Genomic DNA, 21,052 nt, shown 5'->3' on the forward strand with positions numbered 1-21,052 from the left:
ATCGCAACATCATTCGACCAAGGACACGCTCATGGAATTTCCTCATCCCGACCCGCTCGCCGAGCGCGCGAAACGGGCCGCGGCTGCGGCGGCAGCGAGCATCGAACGCGCGGGCACGCGTGCGATGGCCGACGAGCGCGCCGTGTCCGACCTGCTCGCCGCCGCGCTGAATGCGCCGCCGGCCGCCGAGCTGCCGGTGATGGTGCTGCTCGTGGACGATCAGGCGATCATCGCCGAGGCGTTGCGCCGTGCGCTCGCGGAAGAGGCGAACGTCGATCTGCATTACTGCGCGAATCCGGAAGAGGCGCTGCGCACCGCGCAGGAAACGCGCCCCACGGTGATCCTGCAGGATCTCGTGATGCCCGGCGTCGATGGCCTTACGCTCGTGCGCAAGTATCGCGAGCATCCGGCGACACGCGATATCCCGATCATCGTGCTCTCGACGAAGGAAGAGCCGCGCATCAAGAGCGCGGCGTTCGCGGCGGGCGCGAACGATTACCTTGTGAAGCTGCCCGATACGATCGAGCTCGTCGCGCGCGTGCGCTATCACTCGCGCTCGTATCAGAACCTGCTGCAGCGCGACGAAGCGTATCGCGCGTTGCGTCAGTCGCAGCAGAAATTGCTCGAAACCAATCTGGAATTGCAGCGCCTGACGCATTCGGACGGGCTGACGGGTTTGTCGAACCGCCGCCGTCTGGACGACTATCTGAACGCGGAATGGCGCCGCGCCGCGCGCGAGCATGCGGCCATCGGCTTTCTGATGATCGATGTCGATAACTTCAAGTCGTACAACGATACCTATGGTCACGTTGCGGGCGACGACGTGCTGAAGCTCATCGCGCATACGATCGAAACGAGCCTCGCGAGTCCCACCGATCTCGCGGCGCGCTTCGGCGGCGAGGAATTCGCGGTGGTGCTGCCATCGACGTCGGCGCCGGGGCTGCGGCTGCTCGGAGAGAAGATTCGCATCGCGGTCGAGTCGCTCAACGTGCCGCATACCGGATCGGCGAGCGGGCGCGTGACGATCAGCATCGGCGGCGCGACGCAAACGGCGCTGCACGACGATGGGTCGAAGCAACTCGTGGAAGCGGCGGATCTCGCGCTCTACCGCGCCAAGCGGGACGGCAAGAATCGGGTGATCATTACCTGAAGGTACGTGGACATATCTGAGCGCATGCAAAAACGCGCGGACTTCGACGAAGCCCGCGCGTTTTTCTTACAGCGCGCAACGCATGCGTGGCGTCATCGCCTGAACACCCCGAGCAGCAGCGTCGCGAGAAAGATCACGATGAAGATGAAGAACAGGATCTTGGCGATTTCCGCCGCGCCCGTTGCGATGCCGCCGAAGCCGAAGAAGGCCGCGATGATCGCGATGATGAAGAAGATGACAGCGTAACGAAGCATGAAGCCCTCCCGTGGGGAACGGTTGATCGATTGATTCGCACGCGGACTGATGCGGCCGCCGCTTCGCTCATCAGGTGCTCGCCGCGACCATTGTGCGCTTCTGGCCGGTGCGCCGCGCGGCATTCGCTTAAAGCAACGGTTGTGCCCAAAGCATCGCCCACGCGCCACGATGCAAAAACGCCGCAAGCCCGGAGGCATTGCGGCGTTGCGGATCGCGCCTCCAATGGCGCGATGGGCCCGGCTGTCGAGGCTAGCGGCCTAGTGTGCGATCGGAGTCGGTTTCATCGTCGTCTTCGTCGTCGACGTTGTTGAGCGCATCCGGCAGGTTGTTCTCCAGTTCATCGCGTTCGATCTGATCGGCTAGGTCGAGGGATTTGCGCGTGGCGGGACCGGATGGGCGATTGGCTCCAGACATGGCGTACTCCTTGAACAGATTTCAAAGCCGCGCCGACAATTCGGCGCGAACCAACGGACTAGCAAGGCATATACGCGCCGGGCTGAAACGCCGCCTTAAAGGATCGCTTAAGGATCGCTCAAGGACCTTCGGGGCGGCCAGGCGGACGGACATCGCTGATAAAAGAAGAAACGCAGTCCCAATCTTGCAAGCGGGACGGCAGATTTTGCGTGCCGGCGCGAAAGATCAGTATGCACCGGTCGGGCGTCGAGGCAAAGAGGGCGCGCGCTTTTCCATCCGGCGCGCGGTCATTGCCGCGGCGCGCGTCAGACAAAGCGTCACGCAAAGAGTCAGGCAAAGAAATGGGCGACGATCGGATACAGCGACAGCACGAGCAACGCGGCCATCGTGATATTGAAGATGCGCAGGTAACGCGGATTCGCGAGAAAGCGCCGCAGCGACATGCCGAACGCCGCCCACATCGTGATGCACGGCAGCCCGATCACGACCAGCACGAGCGCCATCAGCGCTGCATTGAGCGAAAGGCTCGCATGCAGATGGATGGTCGTCGCAGCGGTCAGCACCATCATCCACGCTTTGGGATTGATCCACTGGAACGCGATCGCTTCGTGAAAGCGCATCGGGCGGCTCTGGCCGTCGCGCATCTGCACGGACGAGGACGTGCCGATTTTCCACGCCAGATACAGCAGATACGCGACGCTCGCGGCCTCCAGCGCGGTGTAAAGCCACGGCAGACGCTCGAAAGCCTGCGAAAGCCCGAGGCCGACCGCGATCATCAGAATCGCCATGCCCGCGCTGATGCCGAGCACGTGCGGCACGGTGCGCTTCAGGCCGAAGTTCACGCCCGAGGCGAGCAGCATCGTGTTGTTGGGACCGGGCGTGATCGTCGTCACCAGCGCGAAGAGCGCGGCGGCGGGCAGGGCGTTGAGCAGGTCGATGGGCATGGCGCGCTCCGATGAATGAACACTCGATGAGCGCCAAGTGTACGGGAGCTGTCCGATACAGTACCGGTACAGATTGAGGAAAGGTTTCCGGTACGGTGTCGGGGAGGCGGCCTCCCCGACGCGTTTCGATTCAGCGCTTCAGACCGGGAACGGATTGCGTTCCGCGAATCCCTGCTGATGCCAGTACGGATACGCCGGCCGCACCGCGCTCGCCTCGTCGAGCCTTTTCACTTGCTCGGGCGTCAGATTCCAGCCGACCGCGCCGAGGTTCTGCCGCAACTGCGCTTCATTGCGTGCGCCGATCAGCACCGTCGCCACGGTCGGACGCTGCAGCAGCCAGTTGAGCGCGATCTGCGGCACCGTCTTGCCGGTTTCCTCCGCGATGGCGTCGAGCGCATCGACGACGCGGTACAGATACTCCTCCGGCACCGGCGGCCCCATGTCGGCCGTTTTATGCAGCCGGCTCGTCTCGGGCAGCGGCGCGCCGCGACGAATCTTGCCCGTAAGACGCCCCCATCCGAGCGGACTCCACACGACCGCGCCGACACCCTGATCGAGGCCGAGCGGCATCAGTTCCCATTCGTAATCGCGGCCGATGAGCGAGTAGTACGTCTGATTTGCGACATGGCGCGGGTAACCGTAGCGGTTCGCCACGTCGAGCGATTTCTGCAACTGCCAGCCGGAAAAATTCGACACGCCCGTGTAGCGGATCTTGCCCGCGCGCACGAGATCGTCGAGCGTGGAAAGCGTCTCTTCGACAGGCGTTTTCGCGTCGAAGCCGTGCAACTGGAACACGTCGATGTAATCCGTCTGCAAACGTTCGAGCGCCTGGTTCACGGTGCGAACGAGATGAAAGCGCGACGAGCCGACCGCGTTGGGGTCGTCCGGATCGAAGCGAAAGGTGGCCTTGGTCGAAACGATGACCTTGTCGCGCCGGCCCTTGAGCGCCTCGCCGAGTATCGATTCCGATGTGCCGTGCGAATAGACGTCGGCGGTGTCGAACATCGTGACGCCCGCTTCGAGACAGATGTCGACGAGCTTGCGCGCCTCGCTCACGTCGGTCTCGCCCCAGGCCTGGAAGAAGTCGCCCTTGCCGCCGAAAGTGCCGGTGCCGAAGCTCAGGACGGGAACCTTGAAGCCCGAAGCACCGAGATGTCGATATTCCATTGCTTGTCCTCGTGGATGAAGTCGGTCCATCGACGAGACTACCGCAACCGCTCCTTGCATGCAGCGCCGTGCGTCAGCGGTGTTTCGCCGCGCGCTCGCCGAGCGTGTCGTAGATCGGCGGCACGCGCAGCAGCATCGGCACGATCATCGCGGTGAAGCAGGCGGTGAGCATCGGCAGCAGCAACGAGAAGCTCGCGGTCATCTCCGTGACGAGCACGATGCCCGTGACCGGCGCACGCACCACGGCGACGAAAAACGCTGCCATGCCGACCACCGCGAAGGTGCTCGTGTCGCCGGTGGCGGGCGCCATGCCGGGGAACCACTCGAGACACACACGGCCGAACACGAGACCCGTTTGCGCGCCGAGCGCGAGCATCGGCGCGAAGATGCCGCCGGGCGTGCCCGCCGCATACGAAAGCGGACCGACGACGAAGCGCAGCGCGAACATCGCCGTCACGCCGAGAAGCGTGCCGCGGCCGAGCAGCGCCTGCTCGGTGAGCGCATCGCCGCCGCCCGCGAGATGGGGCGCGAACCACGCGAGCAGGCCGATGGCCGCGCCGATCGCCGCCGCGCGAACGGTCGCATGCGTGACGGACCGGGGCGACGCGAGGGCGTCGGCGGCATCGAGCGTCCAGACGATCAGGCGGCTGTAGAGCGCGCCGAGCAGGCCCAGCAGGGCGCCCAGCACGAGATGCGCGCCGGTCATCGCGAAGCCGGGAAACGGCTGCGCGGGCACATGGAAGTCGGGCAGATCGCCGTGCAGCAGCCGCGCCATCGCGATCGCGCTCGCCGATGCGCCGAGCGCCGCCACGGCGGTGCGCGTATCGAAACGGCGCATCAGTTCTTCGAGCACGAACACCGCGCCCGAGATCGGCGCGTTGAACGCGGTCGCGAGCCCCGCGCCCGCGCCCGCCGCGAGCAGCACGCGGCAATCGATAGCGTTGCGTCTGAAGAACGCGCCGAGCGCATGCGCGATCGATGCGCCCATCTGCACCGTCGGACCTTCGCGGCCGAGCGCGAGCCCCGCGCCGATGGCCAGCACGCCGCCGACGAACTTGATCGGGATCAGGATGAGCGGCGCGGGCGGCAGCCTGCCATGCAAGACCGCTTCGGCATGCGGGATGCCGCTGCCGCTCGCCATCGGCGCGAAGCGCGCGACGAGCCATGCGGCGAGCCCCGCCGCCGAAGCAGCCGCGAGCACGACGAGGATGACGGCGGCGTCGTGCCCGGCATGCGCCCACGCGACGAACGCATTGCGCCACGTATCCGCGCGTTCGAGGGCGAAGCGGAACAGCACGCCGAGCGCGCCCGTCACGGCGCCCACGACGACCGATGCCGCCGCCAGCGGCACGAGCCCTGCGCGCTCGTCGTTCTCGATGTTCACTTCGGTGACTTCGTTATCGTTCATCGCGCATGTCGCTCCGGGATCGGCATGTGCATGAGAGCGTAGCATCACGCGTTCCGGCGGGCATGTTGCTTGCAAAACGAAAGTCATTTGGCCGACGAGTGCTGGAAGGCACATGAGCAACGCACACGACGACGAGCCGTTTTTTCAGCCGGGACGCAATTGCGCGAGCGTGCGCCATGCGGACCGCTTCAGTCTTCTCATCGATGGCGCGGATTATTTCCGCGTGCTGCGCGAGGCGATCACCCGCGCGGAACGCACCGTGTTCATCCTCGGATGGGATATCGACAGCCGCATGAAGCTCACGCCCGAAGGCGCGGACGACGGCTATCCGGACGCGCTCGGCGACTTCCTGCATGCAGTGACCGCCGACAAGCGCCGCCTGCGCATCTATATTCTCGCGTGGGATTTCGCCATGCTTTACGCCTTCGAGCGCGAATGGCTGCCGGTCTACAAGATGGGCTGGCGCACGAACCGGCGCATCGCGTTCCAGATGGACGGCAAGCATCCGCTGGGCGGCTCGCAGCATCAGAAGCTCGTCGTGATCGACGATCGCCTTGCGTTCGTCGGCGGTCTCGATCTCACGCGCTCGCGCTGGGACACGACCGCGCATGCGCCTGACGAGCCGCTGCGCCGCGATGCCAACGGCGCGCCGTACCAGCCGTTCCACGACGTCCACACGATGTTCGACGGCGACGCCGCGCGCGAGATCGGCGCGCTCGCGCGCGAACGCTGGGCGCGCGCATGCGGCAAGCGGCTCGCGATCCGCGCGCATCGCGCGAAGCTTCAGCAGGACCCGTGGCCGCCCTCGCGGCGCGTCGATCTCGAAGCCGCGCAGATCGCCATCTCGCTCACCGAGCCCGCTTATCTCGGACGCGAATCCGTGCAGCAGATTCGCACGCAATATCTCGACGCCATCGCGCGGGCGCGGCGCAGCATCTACATCGAGAATCAGTACTTCACGTCGGGCACCGTCGGGGCCGCGCTCGCCGATTCGCTCGCGCGCGAGGACGGCCCCGATCTCGCCATCGTCGTGCCGCGCAATCAGAGCGGCTGGCTGCAGGAAGTGACGATGGGCGTGCTGCGCGCGCGCCTGCACGATCTGCTGAAGCACGCGGACACGCACGGACGTTATCGGCTCATGTGCCCGATCGTGCCGAAGCTCGGCGACGAGATCGTCAACGTGCACAGCAAACTGATGATCGTCGATGACGAATTGCTGATCGTCGGCTCGGCCAACCTGAACAATCGTTCGATGGTGCTCGACAGCGAGTGCAACGTGTCGATCGATGCGGGCGCCGACGCGCGTATCCGCCGCGCCATCGCGACGATGCGCGATACGTTGCTCGCGGAGCATCTCGGCTGCGAGATCGACGACGTGGTGCGCGAGCGTCACGCGCGCGGCGGCATGAACGCGGCGATTCAGGCGCTGCTGCGCGATCGCGAAACGCAGCGCACGCTGGTGCCGCTCGATCCGCAAGTGTCGCGCGAGCTCGATCAGCTGATTCCGCCCGAAGCGCTCATCGATCCCGAAACGCCGATCGCCGCCGATGAACTCGTCGATCAGTTCGTGCCCGCGGAAAAGACGCGCCCGCTCATCGGACGCTTCGCGCTGCTCGGCATGCTCGCGCTGATGGTCGTGGTCGTCGCGGGGCTGTGGCACTGGACGCCGCTCGCCGACTACGTCAACCTGAAGTCGCTCACCGGCGCGACGCGCCGCATCGATGCGTTGCCGCTCGCGCCGCTCTGGATCGTGCTCGCCTATGTGACCGCGGCCGTGATTGCTGTGCCGATCACGCTGCTCATCGCGACGACGGGCGTCGTCTTCGGCGCGTCGTGGGGCGGCGTCTATGCGCTCGCCGGCACGACGATCGCGGCCGCCGTGTCGTATTCGCTCGGCAACTGGCTCGGCCGCGACGCCGTGCGCAAGCTCGCGGGCGCGCGCGTCAACCGGCTGTCCGAGCGCGTGGCGAAGCGCGGGATCGTCGCGGTCGTGGTGTTGCGGCTGCTGCCGGTCGCGCCGTTTGCGATCGTCAATATGGTCGCGGGGGCGTCGCATATCCGCATGCGCGACTTCATGATCGGAACGATGCTCGGCATGGGCCCCGGCATCATCCTGACGGTCGCGTTCGCGCATCAGCTGATCGCTTCGCTGCATCGGCCGACGGTCGGCTCGTTCGCCGTGCTGATCGGCATTGGTGCGGTGCTGATCGGCGTATCGCTGCTGCTGCAGCGCTTTCTCGGCCGCGCGGAGCATCATGACGCGCACGAAGGCGCACCGAGCGATGCCGACAAGCCGCGCGCGAGCGACGAGGCAAAACGCGCGAGCGAGTTGCGCGAGAACGGCACGATGCCGCGCGAATCGAAAAACGCGCGCCCTGACGAGGTCAATTCATGACGTCGATGCACGAAGCGGTCATCGAGCAGGACATCATCCATTCAGCGCACGCGAAGGAGCTGCGCATCGCGACTTACAACCTGCATGGCGCGGTAGGCGTGGATGGCAAGTTCGCGCCGCAACGCATCGGTGAAGTGCTTGCGGAGATCGACGCCGACATCTTCGCGCTGCAGGAGGTGCCGCTCGGCGGCAGCGGTTCGCCCGATGTGCTCGACACACTGCAACGCATGACGAACCTGCACGCGGTGCCGGGCCCGACGCTCGATACGCCCGAGCGGCGTTACGGCAACGCAGTGCTCACGCGCTATCCGGTGCGGGCGGTGCGCACGCTCGACCTGTCGTTCAGAAGCCGCGAGCCGCGCGGCGCGCTCGATGCCGACATCGATTGCGGCGGCGAAGTATGGCGCGTGGTCGCGACGCATCTCGGCCTCGCATCGAGCGAGAGGCGCGCGCAAGTGGAGCAGGTGCTGCAAAATTTTGATACGCCCGCGCTGCCCGTCATCCTGCTCGGCGATCTCAACGAGTGGTTCGTGTATGGCCGCACGCTGCGGCGGCTCGTCACACACTTTCATCGCGCGAGCGCGTTGCGCACCTTTCCGACGCGCTATCCGCTCTTCGCGCTCGACCGCATCTGGGTGCATCCGGGCGAGCGTCTCATGCGTGTCGATGTGCATCGCACGCGGCTTTCGCGCATCGCATCCGATCACTATCCGTTGATCGCTCACATCGCGCGTCGCAGGTTTACGTCTTCCGTGCAGGGCTAAAACGCATCGCGTCTTCGCAGCTTTAGCATCGAAGAACATCGCGTGTCAGCGCGACGCCACGAAAAACCCCTGTAAAAACGATATAAAAGCGTAAAAGACTCGCACGAACTCGCTTGGGCTATGTAGAATCCGGCGTGATACGAACGCATCGGTGCGGACGTATTCGTACATCACTGACCAAAAAACAGGTAGGAGAAACATGTCGACTTCCGCTAAAACCGCTGCCAAGAAAGCCCCGGCCAAGAAGGCCACGGCGAAGACCGCCGCCGCACCGGCGAAGAAAGCAGCAGCACCGAAGGTTGCCGCAAAGAAGGTAGCCGCGAAGAAGACCACGGGCGCTCCCTCGCCGGTCAAGGACACGTTCACCAAGGCATCGCTCGCGACGCATCTGTCGGAACGCGCCGCTGTCGACCTGAAGGCGGTGAAGGCCGTGCTGGTCGCGCTGGAAGACACGATCCTGGGCTCGATCCACAAGAAGGGCGCTGGCGAATTCACGCTGTCGGGCCTGCTGAAGATCTCGTCGCAAGCCGTGCCGGCGAAGAAGAAGCGCTTCGGCAAGGACCCGTTCACGGGTGAAGAGCGCTGGTTCCCGGCCAAGCCGGCAAGCGTTCGCATCAAGGCGCGCGCGCTGAAGAAGCTGAAGGACGCAGCGGCTTAAGTCGTTCCGCCAGCGTTGAAAAAGAGGCCAGCTTCCCGGTGAAGGGAAGCTGGCCTCTTTTGCTTTGCCGCTTGACGTTCGTTATCAGCGCCCGTTGTGCCGGGCGAAGATCTCGGTGAGCCAATCCGCAAATACCCGCACGCGCGCCGAGAGCTGACGGTTGTGCGGATAGAGCACGGAGATGGGCATGGGCGGCGGCGGCAGGTCGGGCAGCACGCTGTGCAGGCGGCCATCGGCGAGCGAGTCGTCGACGTGATAGCGCGGCACCTGAACGATACCGAGCCCCGCGAGCGCGGCCTGCGTATAGAGTTCGACGCCCGTCACCGAAACCGTCGCGCGTAGTTCGATGCTTTCGATGCGATCGCCCACCGTGAATTCGAGCGGCAGCACGCGGCCCGTCGCGCTCGACAGATAATTCACCGCACGATGCGAGGCCAGCGCTTCGAGATCGTCCGGCACGCCTTCGAGCGCAAGGTAAGCCGGGCTCGCCACCGTCACCTGTTCGAGCAGCGCGACACGCCGGCCGATCATCGACGAGTCTTGCAGCGTGCCCGCGCGCAGCACGCAATCCACGCCTTCACGCACGAGATCGACGAGCCTGTCGTCCTCGCCGATATGCAGCTCGATCTGCGCATGGCGTTCCATGAACGCGGGCAGCCCCGGCATGATGAAGTGCCGCGCGAGCGTGCCTTGTAGATTCACGCGCAACAGACCTTTCGGCTCGGCATGCCTGAACGAGCCTTCCGCTTCCTCCAGATCCGCGATCAGACGCACGCATCGCCGGTAGTGCGCTTCGCCGTCGTGCGTGAGGCGCACGGAGCGCGTCGTGCGTTCGAGCAGGCGCGCGCCGAGCCGTTCCTCAAGACGCTTCATCAGATTGGTGACGGTGGCGCGCGGTATCTGCAGATCGTCGGCGGCCTGCGTGAAGCTGCGCCGCTCGGCGATGCGCACGAACACCTGCATTTCCTGGAATCGATCCATGGCGATGAGCTTTTCGATTGTTGAAGCAACTGGAACGATGATACTAAGCCAGACGCGATGATCGCGGAAACGGAATGATTCATCATGCTTCTCATCGAACAGCCCACTTTGAGGAGCACATCATGAGTCAGACTCAATCGAACCCGAAACGCGTTGCGATCGTCACGGGTGCATCGCGCGGCATCGGCGCTCAGATCGCGCGGCGTCTCGCGCAGGACGGCTTCGCCGTCGCCGTGAACTATGCGGCAAGCGCGAAGGAAGCGGACGCGCTCGTCGCCGAATTGCGTGAAACGGGCGGCGCGGCGCTCGCCGTGAAAGCGGACGTCGCGAACGCGGACGACGTGCGCCGCATGTTCGACACCGTCGAAGCCGAACTCGGCAAGGTCGATGCGCTCGTCAACAACGCGGGTGTGCTGAAGACCGTGCCGCTCGCCGACACGAGCGACGCGCTCTACGATCAGACTTTCGATATCAACGTGCGCGGCACCTTCAACACGTTGCGCGAAGCGGCGGCGCGCATGAACGGCGGCGGGCGCATCGTGAATTTTTCGAGCACGACGCTCGCGCTCAACATGCCCGGCTATGCGATCTATAACGCGACGAAGGCGGCCGTCGAATCGTTCACGCATGTGTTCGCGAAGGAGTTGCGCGGGCGCGGCATCACGGTGAACGCGGTTGCGCCGGGACCGGTTGCGACGTCGCTGTTTCTCGACGGCAAGACCGACGAGCAGATCGCCGCGTTCTCCAAGATGCCGCCGCTGGAGCGCCTCGGTCAGCCTGACGATATTGCGGCGGTCGTTGCGTTTCTCGTCGGACCGGACGCGGGCTGGGTGAACGGGCAGGTGTTGCGCGCGAACGGCGGCGTCGCGTAAGCGAGGACTAGAAAGACAGCGCGAACTGATCCGGTGCGATCGCGCGGTGTCTGACCGCGCGCTTTATCGGTTGCGTGACGAGGGCGGCGCGCGCGGGCGCATCTTGTACGACGAGATGAAACGAAGGCCGCGCATCGCACGGGATCCATGTCAGTTGGCCCGCTGCGAGGCGCTTCGCGATCAGGCCGTAGACATCGGAATCGAAAGGGCGCAGGTCGGGCGCGTCGGCGATGAGCGCCGCGATGTCGTCGCGTGTCGCACATGTGCCGATGTAGCACCATCGATCGATGACATGCCACGCTTCGCGGCCTGCCGTTTCGTCGCGCTCGAAGATCGCGATCGGTCCTTCGTGCGGCCATCTCGCGACGCGCAAGCTTTCCAGCGCATCGAGCGCGCGCGCCGCGTGATCCGCGAGCGTTTCCATGCCCGCGCACGATCCGAGGCAGCGTTTCACCTGATAGCCGAAGCAGCCGCGGCCACGCGAGAGCGGCGCCTTTTCGAGGCCGAGCGTCGCGTGACAGAGCTTATTTTCGTCGGCGAAATGACGCATGAACGCATGCGCCTTCGCGCGCGAGGCGAACACGCCGAACAGATGTTCCTCGCGCGAGAGATCGCGCCGGTTCGCCTTCACGAGCGCCGGCGCGCTCGCGCCCGGCAGCCATTGCCACGCGCATGCGCTCGACGCGCCTTTCAACAGGCGATTGTGCGTCGGCTTCAATTCCTTTACGAGCTTCGCTTCGAGCAGCAGCGCGCCGAGTTCTCCGGCCGTCTCGCGCGTTTCGATGCGGCGAATGGCCTGCGAGATCGACAAGTCCTTCTGAAGCCTGTGATCGCCCGAAAAATGCGCCGCCACGCGCTGTTTCAGATGGATGCTCTTGCCGATATAGAGCGGCACGTCGTCGTCGCCGTAGAAGAGATAGACGCCGGGCGACGCGGGCAACGCATCGAGCGCGCCTTCGGGCAGCGCGGCGGGCAGGCTCGCGCGCCTCACGAGCGTCCTGATCGCGGCATCGACGAGATCCTGCGAATACAGCGCGTGAATCTTCTGCCAGAACTGCCAGAGCAGATCGGCGTCGGCGAGCGCGCGATGACGGCCTTCGGGCGCGAGATTCAGACGCGCGATCAGCGCATCGAGCCCGTGACGTTCGACCGATGGAAAGAGCGCGCGCGACAGCCGCACCGTGCACAGCGTATCCGCGCGAAACGCGATGCCCGCGCGGCGAAAGGCGTTCTTCAGAAAGCCGTAGTCGAAGCGCGCGTTGTGCGCGACGAAGAGCTTGCCATGCAGCCGTTCGGCCAGCGCCGGCGCGAGTGTTTCGAAGGTGGGCTGGCCGCGCAGCATCGAATCTTCGATACCGGTCAGGCGCGAGATGAACGGCGGCACCGGCACGCCCGGATCGACCAGCACGCTCCAGCGCTCGATGCCCGCCGTGCTCGCTTCCACGACGCCGATTTCGGTGATGCGATCCTCGGTCGCGTTCGAGCCGGTGGTTTCCAGATCGACGAACACGATCGGCCGCGCGAGTCCTGCGAGCAGGGCGTCGGCTAAGGCGTCGGAACACGAGTCGGAAAACGAATCGGCTTCGTCTTGGAAGGCTTCGGACATGATGAAACGCTGAATGCAAGCGGCAAGTCTAGCGCGAGCACCACGATCGCGCGCGAAAAAACAGCGCACATCCCGCACTTTCGTCCGATACTGCAATGAAACGCGCCGCAAACGAAGGACGCAATCATGCGGATCTACGACGAAATGCGTCAGGACGACACCGTGCGCAATCACTACGCGCGGTTTTCCCGCTGGCTCACGATGCAAAGCGCCGACACCATCGCGCGCAAACGCGCCGAGGCCGACGTTCTGTTCCGGCGCGTGGGCATCACTTTCGCGGTGAGCGGCGTGAACGGCGATTCGTCCGGCACCGAGCGGCTCATTCCCTTCGACATGATTCCGCGCATCATTCCCGGCGACGAATGGCGCGTGCTCGAAGCAGGCCTGCGCCAGCGCGTGCAGGCGCTCAATCTCTTTCTGCACGATATCTATCACAAGGGCGATATCGTGTTCGCCGGACGCATTCCCGCGCAGCAGGTCTACACGAATGCGCAGTATCGGCCGGAGATGCAGGGCGTCGATGTGCCGCTCGACGTCTATGCGCATATCGCCGGCATCGACGTCGTGCGCGCGGGCGAAGCGGGTGAGTTCTACGTGCTCGAAGACAATCTGCGCGTGCCTTCGGGCGTCTCGTACATGCTCGAAAACCGCAAGATGATGATGCGGCTCTTTCCCGAGCTTTTCGTGCAGAACCGCGTCGCGCCGGTCGCGCATTATCCGGATCTGCTGCTCGAAACGCTGCGCTCGATCGCGCCCGAAGGCGTGGACGATCCGGCCGTCGTCGTGCTGACGCCGGGCATGTACAACGCCGCGTATTTCGAGCACACCTTCCTCGCGCAGCAAATGGGCGTGGAGCTCGTCGAAGGCAAGGATCTCTTCGTCGACGACAACTATGTCTTCATGCGCACGACGCACGGGCCGCGCCGCGTGGATGTGATCTATCGCCGCGTCGACGACGACTTTCTCGATCCGCTCGCCTTTCGTGCGGATTCGGCGCTGGGCGTGGCGGGCTTGCTGACCTCGTATCGTGCGGGACGCGTGACGCTCGCGAACGCGATGGGCACCGGCATCGCCGACGACAAATCGATCTACCCGTTCGTCCCCGACATGATCGAATTCTATCTCGGCGAGACGCCGATACTGAACAACGTGCCCACGTTTCAATGCCGCAAGCCGGACGATCTCGCCTACACGCTCGCGCATCTGCCGGAACTCGTCGTGAAGGAAGTGCACGGCGCGGGCGGTTACGGGATGCTCGTCGGGCCGGCATCGACGCATGACGAAATCGAAGCCTTTCGCGCGCGGCTCGTGTCGAAGCCCGAAGGCTATATCGCTCAGCCGACGCTCGCGCTGTCCGCCTGCCCGACCTTCGTCGATGCGGGCATCGCGCCGCGGCACATCGACTTGCGGCCGTTCGTGCTTTCCGGCCGCGAAGTGTCGATGTGCGCGGGCGGCCTCACGCGTGTCGCGCTGCGCGAGGGATCGCTGGTCGTCAATTCGTCGCAGGGCGGCGGCACGAAAGATACATGGATGGTCGAATGACATGCTGAGCCGCACAGCCGATCACCTGTTCTGGATGGCGCGCTACATGGAGCGCGCGGAGAACACCGCCCGCATGCTCGACATCGACATGCAAGGCGCGTTGCTGCCTCAAACGCCCGAACAGGAAGCGCGCGCGCAACGCTCGGTGCTGAAGATTTCCGAACTGGAAGACATGTTCGACGCGCGTCATCCCGGCTCGCGCTCGCGCGAGGACATGCTGCATTTCATGGCCGCGGACGCGCGCAATCCGTCGAGCATGCTGTCGTGCCTGCAGGCGACGCGCGAAAACGCGCGCGCGGTGCGCGGCACGCTCACGACCGACGGCTGGGAAACCATCAACTTCACCTGGCTCGAATTCAATCAGCGGCTCGCGAACAGGGAGCTCGAAACGAGTCCGGATGCGCTCTTCGAATGGGTCAAGTATCGCGCGAATCTGTGCCGCGGCGTGATGCAGGGCACCGCGTTGCGCGACGACGCGTTCTTCTTCATGCAGCTCGGCGCGTATCTGGAACGCGCGGACAACACGGCGCGCATTCTCGACGTGCGCTTCGCCGACGCCACGCCCAATTCGCGCGAGGCCGCGCGCCAGCTCGAAGACTTCTATTACTGGACGTCGATCCTGAGTTCGGTCTCGGCGCTGGAGATCTATCGCAAGGTGTATCGCGACGTGGTGACGCCCACGCGCGTCGTCGAGTTGCTGATCCTCAACGAGCAGATGCCGCGCTCGCTGATCGCATCGCTCGATGGCGTCTGCGATACGCTCGCGAAGCTGCGCACGGATGCATCGAAGGACTGCGAGCGCTTCGCGGGCAAGCTGCGCGCCGACGTGCTCTATGCCGACATCCGCCAGATTCTGGAGACGGGCGTTCACGCGTGGCTCACGCAGTTTCTGAAGCGCGTGGACGAGCTCGGGCTGCGCGTGATGCATACCTTCCTCATGCTGCCGATCGCGTGAATCATGCTGCTCATCATTCGCCACGACATCCGCTTCAGCTACGCCGCGCCGGTCACGTATTCGATCCAGCAGTTTCGCGTGAGTCCGGCGAGCGGTTCGTCGCAGCTCGTGCGGCACTGGCATGTGGAGGCGCCGGGCAAGCTCGATGCGACGCGCGACGCCTACGGCAACGCGCTGCATACGCTCGTGTTGACGAAGCCGCACAGCGAGATGCATGTGAGCGTGGCGGGCGAAGTCGAAACCGAAGCGCTCGCCGATGGCCGTCTCTTCGACGAAGCCGGTCCCATTCCGCTCGAACATTTCACGTGCGCGACGCCGCTGACGACGCCCGATGCGGCTATCCGCGAACTCGCCGACCGTGTTCCCGCGCTCGACACGGCCGCGGCGCTTTTCGCGCTGATGGAGCGCATCGCGGAACGCGTGCGCTATCGCAACGAGCCGGCGGGGACGGCGGCGCAGGCGCTGGCAAACGGCTGCGGCGACGCGCGCGATTTCGCGCATCTGATGCTCGCGTGCTGCCGTGCGCGCGGCGTGCCCGCGCGCTGCGTCAGCGGCTATCTGGGCACGCACGCGCATGCATGGGCCGATGTGTGGATCGAACACGGCTGGGTGTCGGTGGACGCGACCGAGGCCGCGTTTGCGAACGAACGCCACTGCCGTCTTGCGGTGGCGCGGGACTACGAGGCGGCGGCGCCAGTGCGCGGCGCGCGCGTGGGCGGCAAGGAAGCGACGCTGGATGTGCGCATCGACATCGACGCCCGGGCCGATCAATGACACACCGTGCATGCGACACACGGACGCGCTCAGTACAATGAGGGTTTGTTTGCTTCAGGATGGACCGACATGACTTATTGCGTGGGCATGTGCGTGGACGAGGGCCTCGTGTTCCTGTCCGACACGCGCACCAACGCCGGCGTGGACCACGTGAGCGCCGCGCGCAAGATGGTTGTTTTCGAACAGCCGGGCGAGCGCGTGATCGTTCTGCTCGCGGCGGGCAATCTGGCGCTGACGCAGGCGGTGATGCATCTGCTCGCGGAGCCCTCCGATCCCCACGCGCCCACGCTCTACAGCGTCCCGACGATGGCCGAAGCCGCGCGCATCGTCGGCGATGCGGTGCGTGAGGTGCATCGCCGCGATGCCTTGTCGCTGGCGGAATTCAGCGTCGACTTCAATTGCAGCTTCATTCTCGGCGGACAGATCTGCGGCCAGCCGCCGCGCATGTTCATGATCTACGCGGCGGGCAATTTCATCGAATCGACGCGTGTGTCGCCGTATTTTCAGATCGGCGAATCGAAGTACGGCAAGCCGATCATCGACCGCGTGATCACGCCGGCCTCGCCGCTCGACGAAGCCGCCAAATGCGCGCTCATCTCGATGGATTCGACGCTGCGCTCGAATCTCTCGGTGGGCCTGCCGCTCGATCTGCTGGTCTACGAAAAGGACTCGCTGCGCGTGACGCGTTTCGCCACGATCGACAACAACAGCGCGTACTACCAGATGATCAACAAGACCTGGGGCGAGCGGTTGCGGCAACTGTTCGGCGAGATTCCGAACCCGTCGTGGACCGATCTCGACAACGTGCCGCTGCGCCCGCGCGATACCCGCAGCACCGTGCCGCGCCTCGTCATCGGCGACTTGCCGTGCCCCGACGCGCCCGCGCAGACGCTCGCGGAAAACATGAATCCGACGGGTAACGCGCCGCAGCAATAGCCGCGCTTCAGCGCACGGACGCCGGGCATTGCGGCGGCGTTTGCATGTTCGTTCTGATCGCGTGCATCGTGCGCGGAGAATCGGCGAGCACGGCGTCGAGGCCCAGGCAAGCGGCCGCGCGATAGTCGGCGTCGTCGCTGATGCCGATCGCGAGCATGTGGACCGGACCGTTCGTGCGGAAGCATTTCACTGCCGCGGGCGTCCAGAGCGTGGCCGTCACGTGCGAGCGCGCCTCGCCGAGCGTGAACGTCTCGACCAGCTCCATCTTTCTGGCGTACTCGAATGCGCTCCATGTGCCGGGCGGCGGCGGGTTTTCGCACGTCTGCGATAGCGCCACGGCGGCGAGGCGGGCGCGCGTCGCATCGCGCGATTCGAAAAGGCGCGCCCGCGGATACGCCGCGAACGCCTTCTGATACGCGGCCTCGGTCGAGTAAATCAGCACGCGCTGCCACGCGTTTTCTTCGTCCAGCACGCGCGCGACGGCCGCCGCCTGCGGCTCGGCGGGGAGTGCTTTCATGTCGAGCATCACGGCCACGGCCGGCGGGATCGCGCGCAACGCCTGCGCTAGCGACGGGATGCGCACGGGTTCATCGCGATACGGATAGCGCTTTGCGCCGCTCGCGTCGGTGCGCGCGAAGTTCCAGCCAGCGTTCAGACGCTCCAGCGCGGCGAAGTCCAGGCTCGCGACGGCGCCCTGGCCGTCGGTGTTCGTGGAGAGATTCGCCGGGCGATAGAGCACGGGCACGCCGTCGCGCGTGAGCTGCACCGTGAGCCAGATCGCATCGGCGCGATGTTGCAGTGCGCCTTCGATGGCGGTCAGCGTGTTCTCGGGATAATCGGCTGCGCCGGCGCGATGCGCGACGATTATCGGCAGGCGCGGCGATTCGTCGGCACGGGAGGGCGATACGGCGCGGCCTCCGCAGCCCGCGCTCGCGAGGCACACGGCGAGTGCGAAAGACCGCAGCAGCGTCGAGCGTAATGGCATGGCGTGAATCTCCGGACGTTCGTAACCCGGTGATTCTGCTTCCCGTCATGCCCGCACCGTGCACGCGAGCGGTTGATTCAACAATTTGTTGCGCCTTGCCGCGTTGGCGGCGCGCATAAAAAAACAGCCACCGGCAAAGCCGATGGCTGTTTCAGGATGCTGCTGTCCGAAAGACACGGCACTTGCGTGCCGCGCCAGCCGGTTGTTCTTAGAACTTGTGGCGCACGCCCACGATCACGATTTCCTGGTGGCTGCGGCCGCTTTCGAAGCCGTACGAGCCAACCGTAGCTTGCGCCGAGCTGAGCGAGCCATCCGCGTTGCGCTGATCGCCGCTGGCGTGCTGGTAAGCAGCGACAGCGTAGAAATCGGTGCGCTTCGACAGCGAGTAGTCGGCGCCCAGGCTGACCTGGTGGTACGTCGCGGAAGCGTCGCCGCTTGCCTTCGTGTACGTGTAGCCCAGACCCGTCAACAGAGCCGGCGTGACCTGGAAGTTCACGAAGCCGTTGCCGACGTTGAAGTGCTGCGAGCCCTGGAGCGACGAGCCGTCTGCCTTGTATTGCGCGTTGCTGTACGAACCGCCGACCGTGAATGCGCCGATCGAGTACTGGATCGCGCCGCGGGCGATGCCGATCGCGTGAGCCGTTGCGTAAGCTGCGTTGACCGGGCTGTTGAACAGCGAGTCCGACGACGGGCTGCCCCAGCCGTTGGCCACGCGGCCAGCCGTCGGGTTGTTCGCGTAGAAGTAGCCGCCAGCAACAGCCAACGGGCCGTTGTTGTACGTTGCGGCTGCCGACCACGTCTGGCCTTGGCCGGTCGCGCCAGCCAGGTTGCTGAAGCCATACAGGCCTTCGACCTGGAAGCCGGCGAAGTTCGGCGAAACATACTTGACGGCGTTCGACGTACGCAGCGAGTTGTCGTAGTTGTCGATATCGCCCGGCGTCGCGAACATCGCGCCCCAGTAGTTATCAGCCGTGATGCCCTGGACCATGTCGACGAGCGGGTCGTACTGACGGCCCAGCGTGACCGTGCCCCACTGGTTGCCCGACAGACCGACGAACGCTTGACGGCCGAATTCGCGGCCGCCCTGGCCGAGACGGCCGGTGCCGACGTCAAAGCCGTTTTCCAACTGGAAGATCGCCTTCAGACCGCCGCCCAGGTCTTCCTGACCCTTCAAGCCCCAGCGGTCGCCGGACAGGTTGCCGTTGATCATGCCGACCAGCTTGTCGCCGTTTGCGTTGGCATGGCTCACGTAGCCGATACCTGCGTCGATCACGCCATACAGCGTCACGCTCGTTTGTGCCTGTGCCGCGCCAGCTGCGCCGAGCATAGCCAGCGAGAGGGACGTCAGTGCGAATCGTTTCATCGAATTCTCCACGCGAATGATTAAAATCGTTGTTGCCGGCGCAGAGAATAACGCAACGTTTCGTAAGTTTAGAAATGGAAAATAAAGACTGTCTCGAAAAACACACACTCGGGTCAGATGCCCGCTGGTCAAGGGTCCGAGGCGATCGTTGGAGCGAATTTTGGGAGACAGACGCGGTGTGGAAAAGTTCCGCGCCGTCGCGGGATTTTAAGAAGGCGGGTCGCGGCGGCTAATCCGATTATCCTCGCCTGCCGCGCTAATCGGATTACCGTCGATCCAAATAACAAAGCGCTTTAATGGCGTCGGATTTTTCGGATTGACCGGATAGCGGCGCCGGTCGCTCGCAATTTCACGATGCCGGATCGTTGCGCCGCGCGGCCTCGCGCCGCGACAGCAGCGCGACCGCCATGCCCGCGCTCGCCGCGACCAGCACTGCGCGCCACGGATGCCGCCGCACCACGGCATTGGCGTGCGACGCCTTGCGGCCCGCGCCTACCATCGCAAGGGCGGTGACGCGCGTGGCGGTCGATTCCGCCCGCGCGAGCTTGCGCGACAACTCCAGCGCCCGCGCCACCGCCGACACTTTCTTGCGCGCCTGCCCCGTCAACTGCTGCGCGCGCTGGGCACGGCCGCCGATCGTCCGGCGCGCGCTCGCGCTGACGGGCGCATCGGGGCGCGCGACCGGCGTCATCGCCGCGGCCTCCGCGGCCGCGACCGGCACCGCGGTGCGGGTCGATGCCGCCAGCAGCGAGCCGATCTTCGCGCGGCTGCCCGGCGGCACGCGGCCGTTGTTCTGCTGGCCCCACGCGCCGCGCGGATCGTGCAGCCGCGCGCGCGCCGCCGAGAATTCCGCGCCGAGCAGCAGCACGGCGGCGGAGAAATACAGCCACATGAGCAGCACCGCGAGCGAGCCCGCCGCGCCGAACGCGCTCGCGGTGCCCGCGTGCGTCAGGTACAGCGCGAAAAGCTTCTTGCCGGCCGAGAACAGCAGCGCGGCGACCAGTCCGCCCACGAGCGCGTCGCGCCATTGCACGGGCGCATCGGGCAGAAATTTCAGCAGCGCGCCGAACGCGACCGTGAGAATCGCGAGTCCGGCCACGAGCTGCACGATATCGCCGACGATCACGAACGGCGAATTCGCCCACAGCCACATGCCGACGGCCTGAATCGCGGTGTCGAGCACGAGCGAGACGATCAGCAGGAACGCGACGCCGAGCACGAGCCCGAACGAGACGAGCCGCACGCGCACCATCGTCATGATGCTGGAGCGCGCGTCGCCGGCCATCGGCCAGACGATGTTGAGCGCCGTATTGAGCGATGAAAACGTCGCCGACGCGCCGACCGCCAGCAGCACGAAGGAAATGATCGCCGCGATGCCCGTGCCGCTGCTGCGATGCGCGTTTTCGACGATGCTCTGCACGCCCGAGGCCGCCTGATCGCCGATGAGTCCGTTCACCTGATGAAATAACTGCCCGCGCGCGGCTTCCGGCCCGAAAATCCAGCCCGCGACGGCGATCACCATGACGAGCGTCGGCGCGAGCGAGAACGCCGAATAGAACGCGATGCTCGCGGCCATGGCGGCGCAGCGGTTTTCCGAGAATTGCTTGAGCGCGCCGAGCGCCCACGAAGCGTCTTTCTTGACGACGGCTTCGATCTTCTGCGTTGACACGGTACTCATGACGGCCTCTCGGTTCGATGAATGGAGCGCGGATGCCCGGCGACGTTCATGCGGTCGAGCACGTTCCATTCCAGAACGGACGTGACCGGGCGCGCGTCTTGCGCAGTGACGAAATCGTCTGCTTTTGATGAAGGACATGAAGAAGCGGGCGCATTGGTGCAAATCCGGTAGCAAACTTACTGCCGCATTTCATCGTGCACCATAT

The 21,052-nt window shown here is 65.2% G+C and carries 19 protein-coding genes; 9 read left to right on the plus strand and 10 right to left on the minus strand.

The genetic code is table 11. The features are described from left to right. Positions 1-31: 31 nt before the first annotated feature. Positions 32-1,150 (plus strand): diguanylate cyclase, encoded by a 1,119-nt coding sequence (locus tag AWB70_RS36075; protein WP_014250259.1) that lies wholly within the window; start codon positions 32-34, stop codon positions 1,148-1,150. Positions 1,151-1,242: 92 nt separating this feature from the next. On the opposite strand, the gene AWB70_RS36080 is transcribed toward AWB70_RS36075, so the two are convergent. The 5 genes from AWB70_RS36080 to clcA all read right to left on the minus strand — a co-directional run bounded on the left by AWB70_RS36080 (position 1,243) and on the right by clcA (position 5,338). Further along, positions 1,243-1,404, minus strand: coding sequence for a DUF1328 family protein (locus tag AWB70_RS36080; protein ID WP_035509367.1), 162 nt, complete (start codon positions 1,402-1,404; stop codon positions 1,243-1,245). Positions 1,405-1,654: 250 nt separating this feature from the next. Next, positions 1,655-1,819: a hypothetical protein gene (locus AWB70_RS38915; protein WP_156903107.1), complete on the minus strand. Its 165-nt coding sequence runs from the start codon at positions 1,817-1,819 to the stop codon at positions 1,655-1,657. 329 nt (positions 1,820-2,148) lie between these two features. Beyond that, on the minus strand, positions 2,149-2,763 hold the full coding sequence (locus tag AWB70_RS36085; protein ID WP_014250260.1) for a LysE family translocator: 615 nt from the start codon (positions 2,761-2,763) through the stop codon (positions 2,149-2,151). Positions 2,764-2,901: 138 nt separating this feature from the next. Beyond that, positions 2,902-3,930, minus strand: coding sequence for an aldo/keto reductase (locus AWB70_RS36090; RefSeq protein WP_053568532.1), 1,029 nt, complete (start codon positions 3,928-3,930; stop codon positions 2,902-2,904). 73 nt (positions 3,931-4,003) lie between these two features. Next, positions 4,004-5,338, minus strand: a complete 1,335-nt coding sequence (clcA, locus tag AWB70_RS36095; protein ID WP_045453004.1) for a H(+)/Cl(-) exchange transporter ClcA — start codon at positions 5,336-5,338, stop codon at positions 4,004-4,006. 112 nt (positions 5,339-5,450) lie between these two features. On the opposite strand from clcA, the gene AWB70_RS36100 reads away from it, so the two are divergent. The 3 genes from AWB70_RS36100 to AWB70_RS36110 all read left to right on the plus strand — a co-directional run bounded on the left by AWB70_RS36100 (position 5,451) and on the right by AWB70_RS36110 (position 9,155). Continuing rightward, positions 5,451-7,733, plus strand: a complete 2,283-nt coding sequence (locus AWB70_RS36100; RefSeq protein ID WP_053568531.1) for a VTT domain-containing protein — start codon at positions 5,451-5,453, stop codon at positions 7,731-7,733. Beyond that, a complete protein-coding gene (locus AWB70_RS36105; RefSeq protein WP_045453008.1) occupies positions 7,730-8,497 on the plus strand; it encodes an endonuclease/exonuclease/phosphatase family protein in 768 nt (255 codons plus the stop codon). Before AWB70_RS36100 ends, AWB70_RS36105 begins: the two co-directional genes overlap by 4 nt. A gap of 199 nt (positions 8,498-8,696) precedes the next feature. After that, on the plus strand, positions 8,697-9,155 hold the full coding sequence (locus tag AWB70_RS36110; RefSeq protein WP_014250265.1) for an HU family DNA-binding protein: 459 nt from the start codon (positions 8,697-8,699) through the stop codon (positions 9,153-9,155). Positions 9,156-9,239: 84 nt separating this feature from the next. Here AWB70_RS36110 and AWB70_RS36115 read toward each other — a convergent pair whose 3' ends face one another. Next, entirely contained in the window at positions 9,240-10,136 is an 897-nt protein-coding gene (locus AWB70_RS36115) for a LysR family transcriptional regulator (RefSeq protein ID WP_053568530.1), read from the minus strand. A 122-nt stretch (positions 10,137-10,258) separates the two neighbouring features. Here AWB70_RS36115 and AWB70_RS36120 point away from each other — a divergent pair, with 122 nt between their 5' ends. Continuing rightward, positions 10,259-11,008 carry an SDR family oxidoreductase gene (locus AWB70_RS36120; RefSeq protein WP_053568529.1) on the plus strand — a complete coding sequence of 250 codons (750 nt, stop codon included), beginning with the start codon at positions 10,259-10,261 and terminating at the stop codon, positions 11,006-11,008. Positions 11,009-11,015: 7 nt separating this feature from the next. Here AWB70_RS36120 and AWB70_RS36125 read toward each other — a convergent pair whose 3' ends face one another. Continuing rightward, positions 11,016-12,614, minus strand: a complete 1,599-nt coding sequence (locus AWB70_RS36125; protein WP_053568528.1) for a 3'-5' exonuclease family protein — start codon at positions 12,612-12,614, stop codon at positions 11,016-11,018. Between the two features lie 126 nt (positions 12,615-12,740). Here AWB70_RS36125 and AWB70_RS36130 point away from each other — a divergent pair, with 126 nt between their 5' ends. The 4 genes from AWB70_RS36130 to AWB70_RS36145 all read left to right on the plus strand — a co-directional run bounded on the left by AWB70_RS36130 (position 12,741) and on the right by AWB70_RS36145 (position 16,821). Beyond that, positions 12,741-14,156, plus strand: coding sequence for a circularly permuted type 2 ATP-grasp protein (locus AWB70_RS36130; protein ID WP_053568527.1), 1,416 nt, complete (start codon positions 12,741-12,743; stop codon positions 14,154-14,156). Between the two features lies 1 nt (position 14,157). Continuing rightward, complete coding sequence (locus AWB70_RS36135) at positions 14,158-15,111, plus strand: alpha-E domain-containing protein (protein WP_014250270.1); 954 nt, start codon at positions 14,158-14,160, stop codon at positions 15,109-15,111. A gap of 3 nt (positions 15,112-15,114) precedes the next feature. Further along, positions 15,115-15,885: a transglutaminase family protein gene (locus AWB70_RS36140; protein ID WP_053568526.1), complete on the plus strand. Its 771-nt coding sequence runs from the start codon at positions 15,115-15,117 to the stop codon at positions 15,883-15,885. Between the two features lie 69 nt (positions 15,886-15,954). Continuing rightward, positions 15,955-16,821, plus strand: coding sequence for a proteasome-type protease (locus tag AWB70_RS36145; protein WP_053568525.1), 867 nt, complete (start codon positions 15,955-15,957; stop codon positions 16,819-16,821). A 7-nt stretch (positions 16,822-16,828) separates the two neighbouring features. Here the strand turns inward: AWB70_RS36145 and AWB70_RS36150 are convergent, their stop codons facing one another. The 3 genes from AWB70_RS36150 to AWB70_RS36160 all read right to left on the minus strand — a co-directional run bounded on the left by AWB70_RS36150 (position 16,829) and on the right by AWB70_RS36160 (position 20,847). Next, complete coding sequence (locus AWB70_RS36150) at positions 16,829-17,806, minus strand: glycerophosphodiester phosphodiesterase family protein (RefSeq protein ID WP_053568524.1); 978 nt, start codon at positions 17,804-17,806, stop codon at positions 16,829-16,831. A 208-nt stretch (positions 17,807-18,014) separates the two neighbouring features. Further along, positions 18,015-19,169 (minus strand): porin, encoded by a 1,155-nt coding sequence (locus AWB70_RS36155; RefSeq protein ID WP_014250274.1) that lies wholly within the window; start codon positions 19,167-19,169, stop codon positions 18,015-18,017. Positions 19,170-19,518: 349 nt separating this feature from the next. After that, the gene (locus tag AWB70_RS36160; protein ID WP_053568523.1) at positions 19,519-20,847 is read right to left on the minus strand and encodes a YihY/virulence factor BrkB family protein; all 1,329 of its coding nucleotides are present in this window, start codon (positions 20,845-20,847) and stop codon (positions 19,519-19,521) included. Positions 20,848-21,052 lie beyond the last annotated feature (205 nt).

The organism is Caballeronia cordobensis (assembly GCF_001544575.2).
GTDB lineage: Bacteria > Pseudomonadota > Gammaproteobacteria > Burkholderiales > Burkholderiaceae > Caballeronia > Caballeronia cordobensis.

Excerpts from the sequence above, each read along its gene's own strand:
- AWB70_RS36075 (WP_014250259.1), top strand. The coding sequence starts at position 32 with ATGGAATTTCCTCATCCCGACCCGCTCGCCGAGCGCGCGAAACGGGCC.
- AWB70_RS36080 (WP_035509367.1), bottom strand. The coding sequence starts at position 1,404 with ATGCTTCGTTACGCTGTCATCTTCTTCATCATCGCGATCATCGCGGCC.
- AWB70_RS38915 (WP_156903107.1), bottom strand. The coding sequence starts at position 1,819 with ATGTCTGGAGCCAATCGCCCATCCGGTCCCGCCACGCGCAAATCCCTC.
- AWB70_RS36085 (WP_014250260.1), bottom strand. The coding sequence starts at position 2,763 with ATGCCCATCGACCTGCTCAACGCCCTGCCCGCCGCCGCGCTCTTCGCG.
- AWB70_RS36090 (WP_053568532.1), bottom strand. The coding sequence starts at position 3,930 with ATGGAATATCGACATCTCGGTGCTTCGGGCTTCAAGGTTCCCGTCCTG.
- clcA (WP_045453004.1), bottom strand. The coding sequence starts at position 5,338 with ATGAACGATAACGAAGTCACCGAAGTGAACATCGAGAACGACGAGCGC.
- AWB70_RS36100 (WP_053568531.1), top strand. The coding sequence starts at position 5,451 with ATGAGCAACGCACACGACGACGAGCCGTTTTTTCAGCCGGGACGCAAT.
- AWB70_RS36105 (WP_045453008.1), top strand. The coding sequence starts at position 7,730 with ATGACGTCGATGCACGAAGCGGTCATCGAGCAGGACATCATCCATTCA.
- AWB70_RS36110 (WP_014250265.1), top strand. The coding sequence starts at position 8,697 with ATGTCGACTTCCGCTAAAACCGCTGCCAAGAAAGCCCCGGCCAAGAAG.
- AWB70_RS36115 (WP_053568530.1), bottom strand. The coding sequence starts at position 10,136 with ATGGATCGATTCCAGGAAATGCAGGTGTTCGTGCGCATCGCCGAGCGG.
- AWB70_RS36120 (WP_053568529.1), top strand. The coding sequence starts at position 10,259 with ATGAGTCAGACTCAATCGAACCCGAAACGCGTTGCGATCGTCACGGGT.
- AWB70_RS36125 (WP_053568528.1), bottom strand. The coding sequence starts at position 12,614 with ATGTCCGAAGCCTTCCAAGACGAAGCCGATTCGTTTTCCGACTCGTGT.
- AWB70_RS36130 (WP_053568527.1), top strand. The coding sequence starts at position 12,741 with ATGCGGATCTACGACGAAATGCGTCAGGACGACACCGTGCGCAATCAC.
- AWB70_RS36135 (WP_014250270.1), top strand. The coding sequence starts at position 14,158 with ATGCTGAGCCGCACAGCCGATCACCTGTTCTGGATGGCGCGCTACATG.
- AWB70_RS36140 (WP_053568526.1), top strand. The coding sequence starts at position 15,115 with ATGCTGCTCATCATTCGCCACGACATCCGCTTCAGCTACGCCGCGCCG.
- AWB70_RS36145 (WP_053568525.1), top strand. The coding sequence starts at position 15,955 with ATGACTTATTGCGTGGGCATGTGCGTGGACGAGGGCCTCGTGTTCCTG.
- AWB70_RS36150 (WP_053568524.1), bottom strand. The coding sequence starts at position 17,806 with ATGCCATTACGCTCGACGCTGCTGCGGTCTTTCGCACTCGCCGTGTGC.
- AWB70_RS36155 (WP_014250274.1), bottom strand. The coding sequence starts at position 19,169 with ATGAAACGATTCGCACTGACGTCCCTCTCGCTGGCTATGCTCGGCGCA.
- AWB70_RS36160 (WP_053568523.1), bottom strand. The coding sequence starts at position 20,847 with ATGAGTACCGTGTCAACGCAGAAGATCGAAGCCGTCGTCAAGAAAGAC.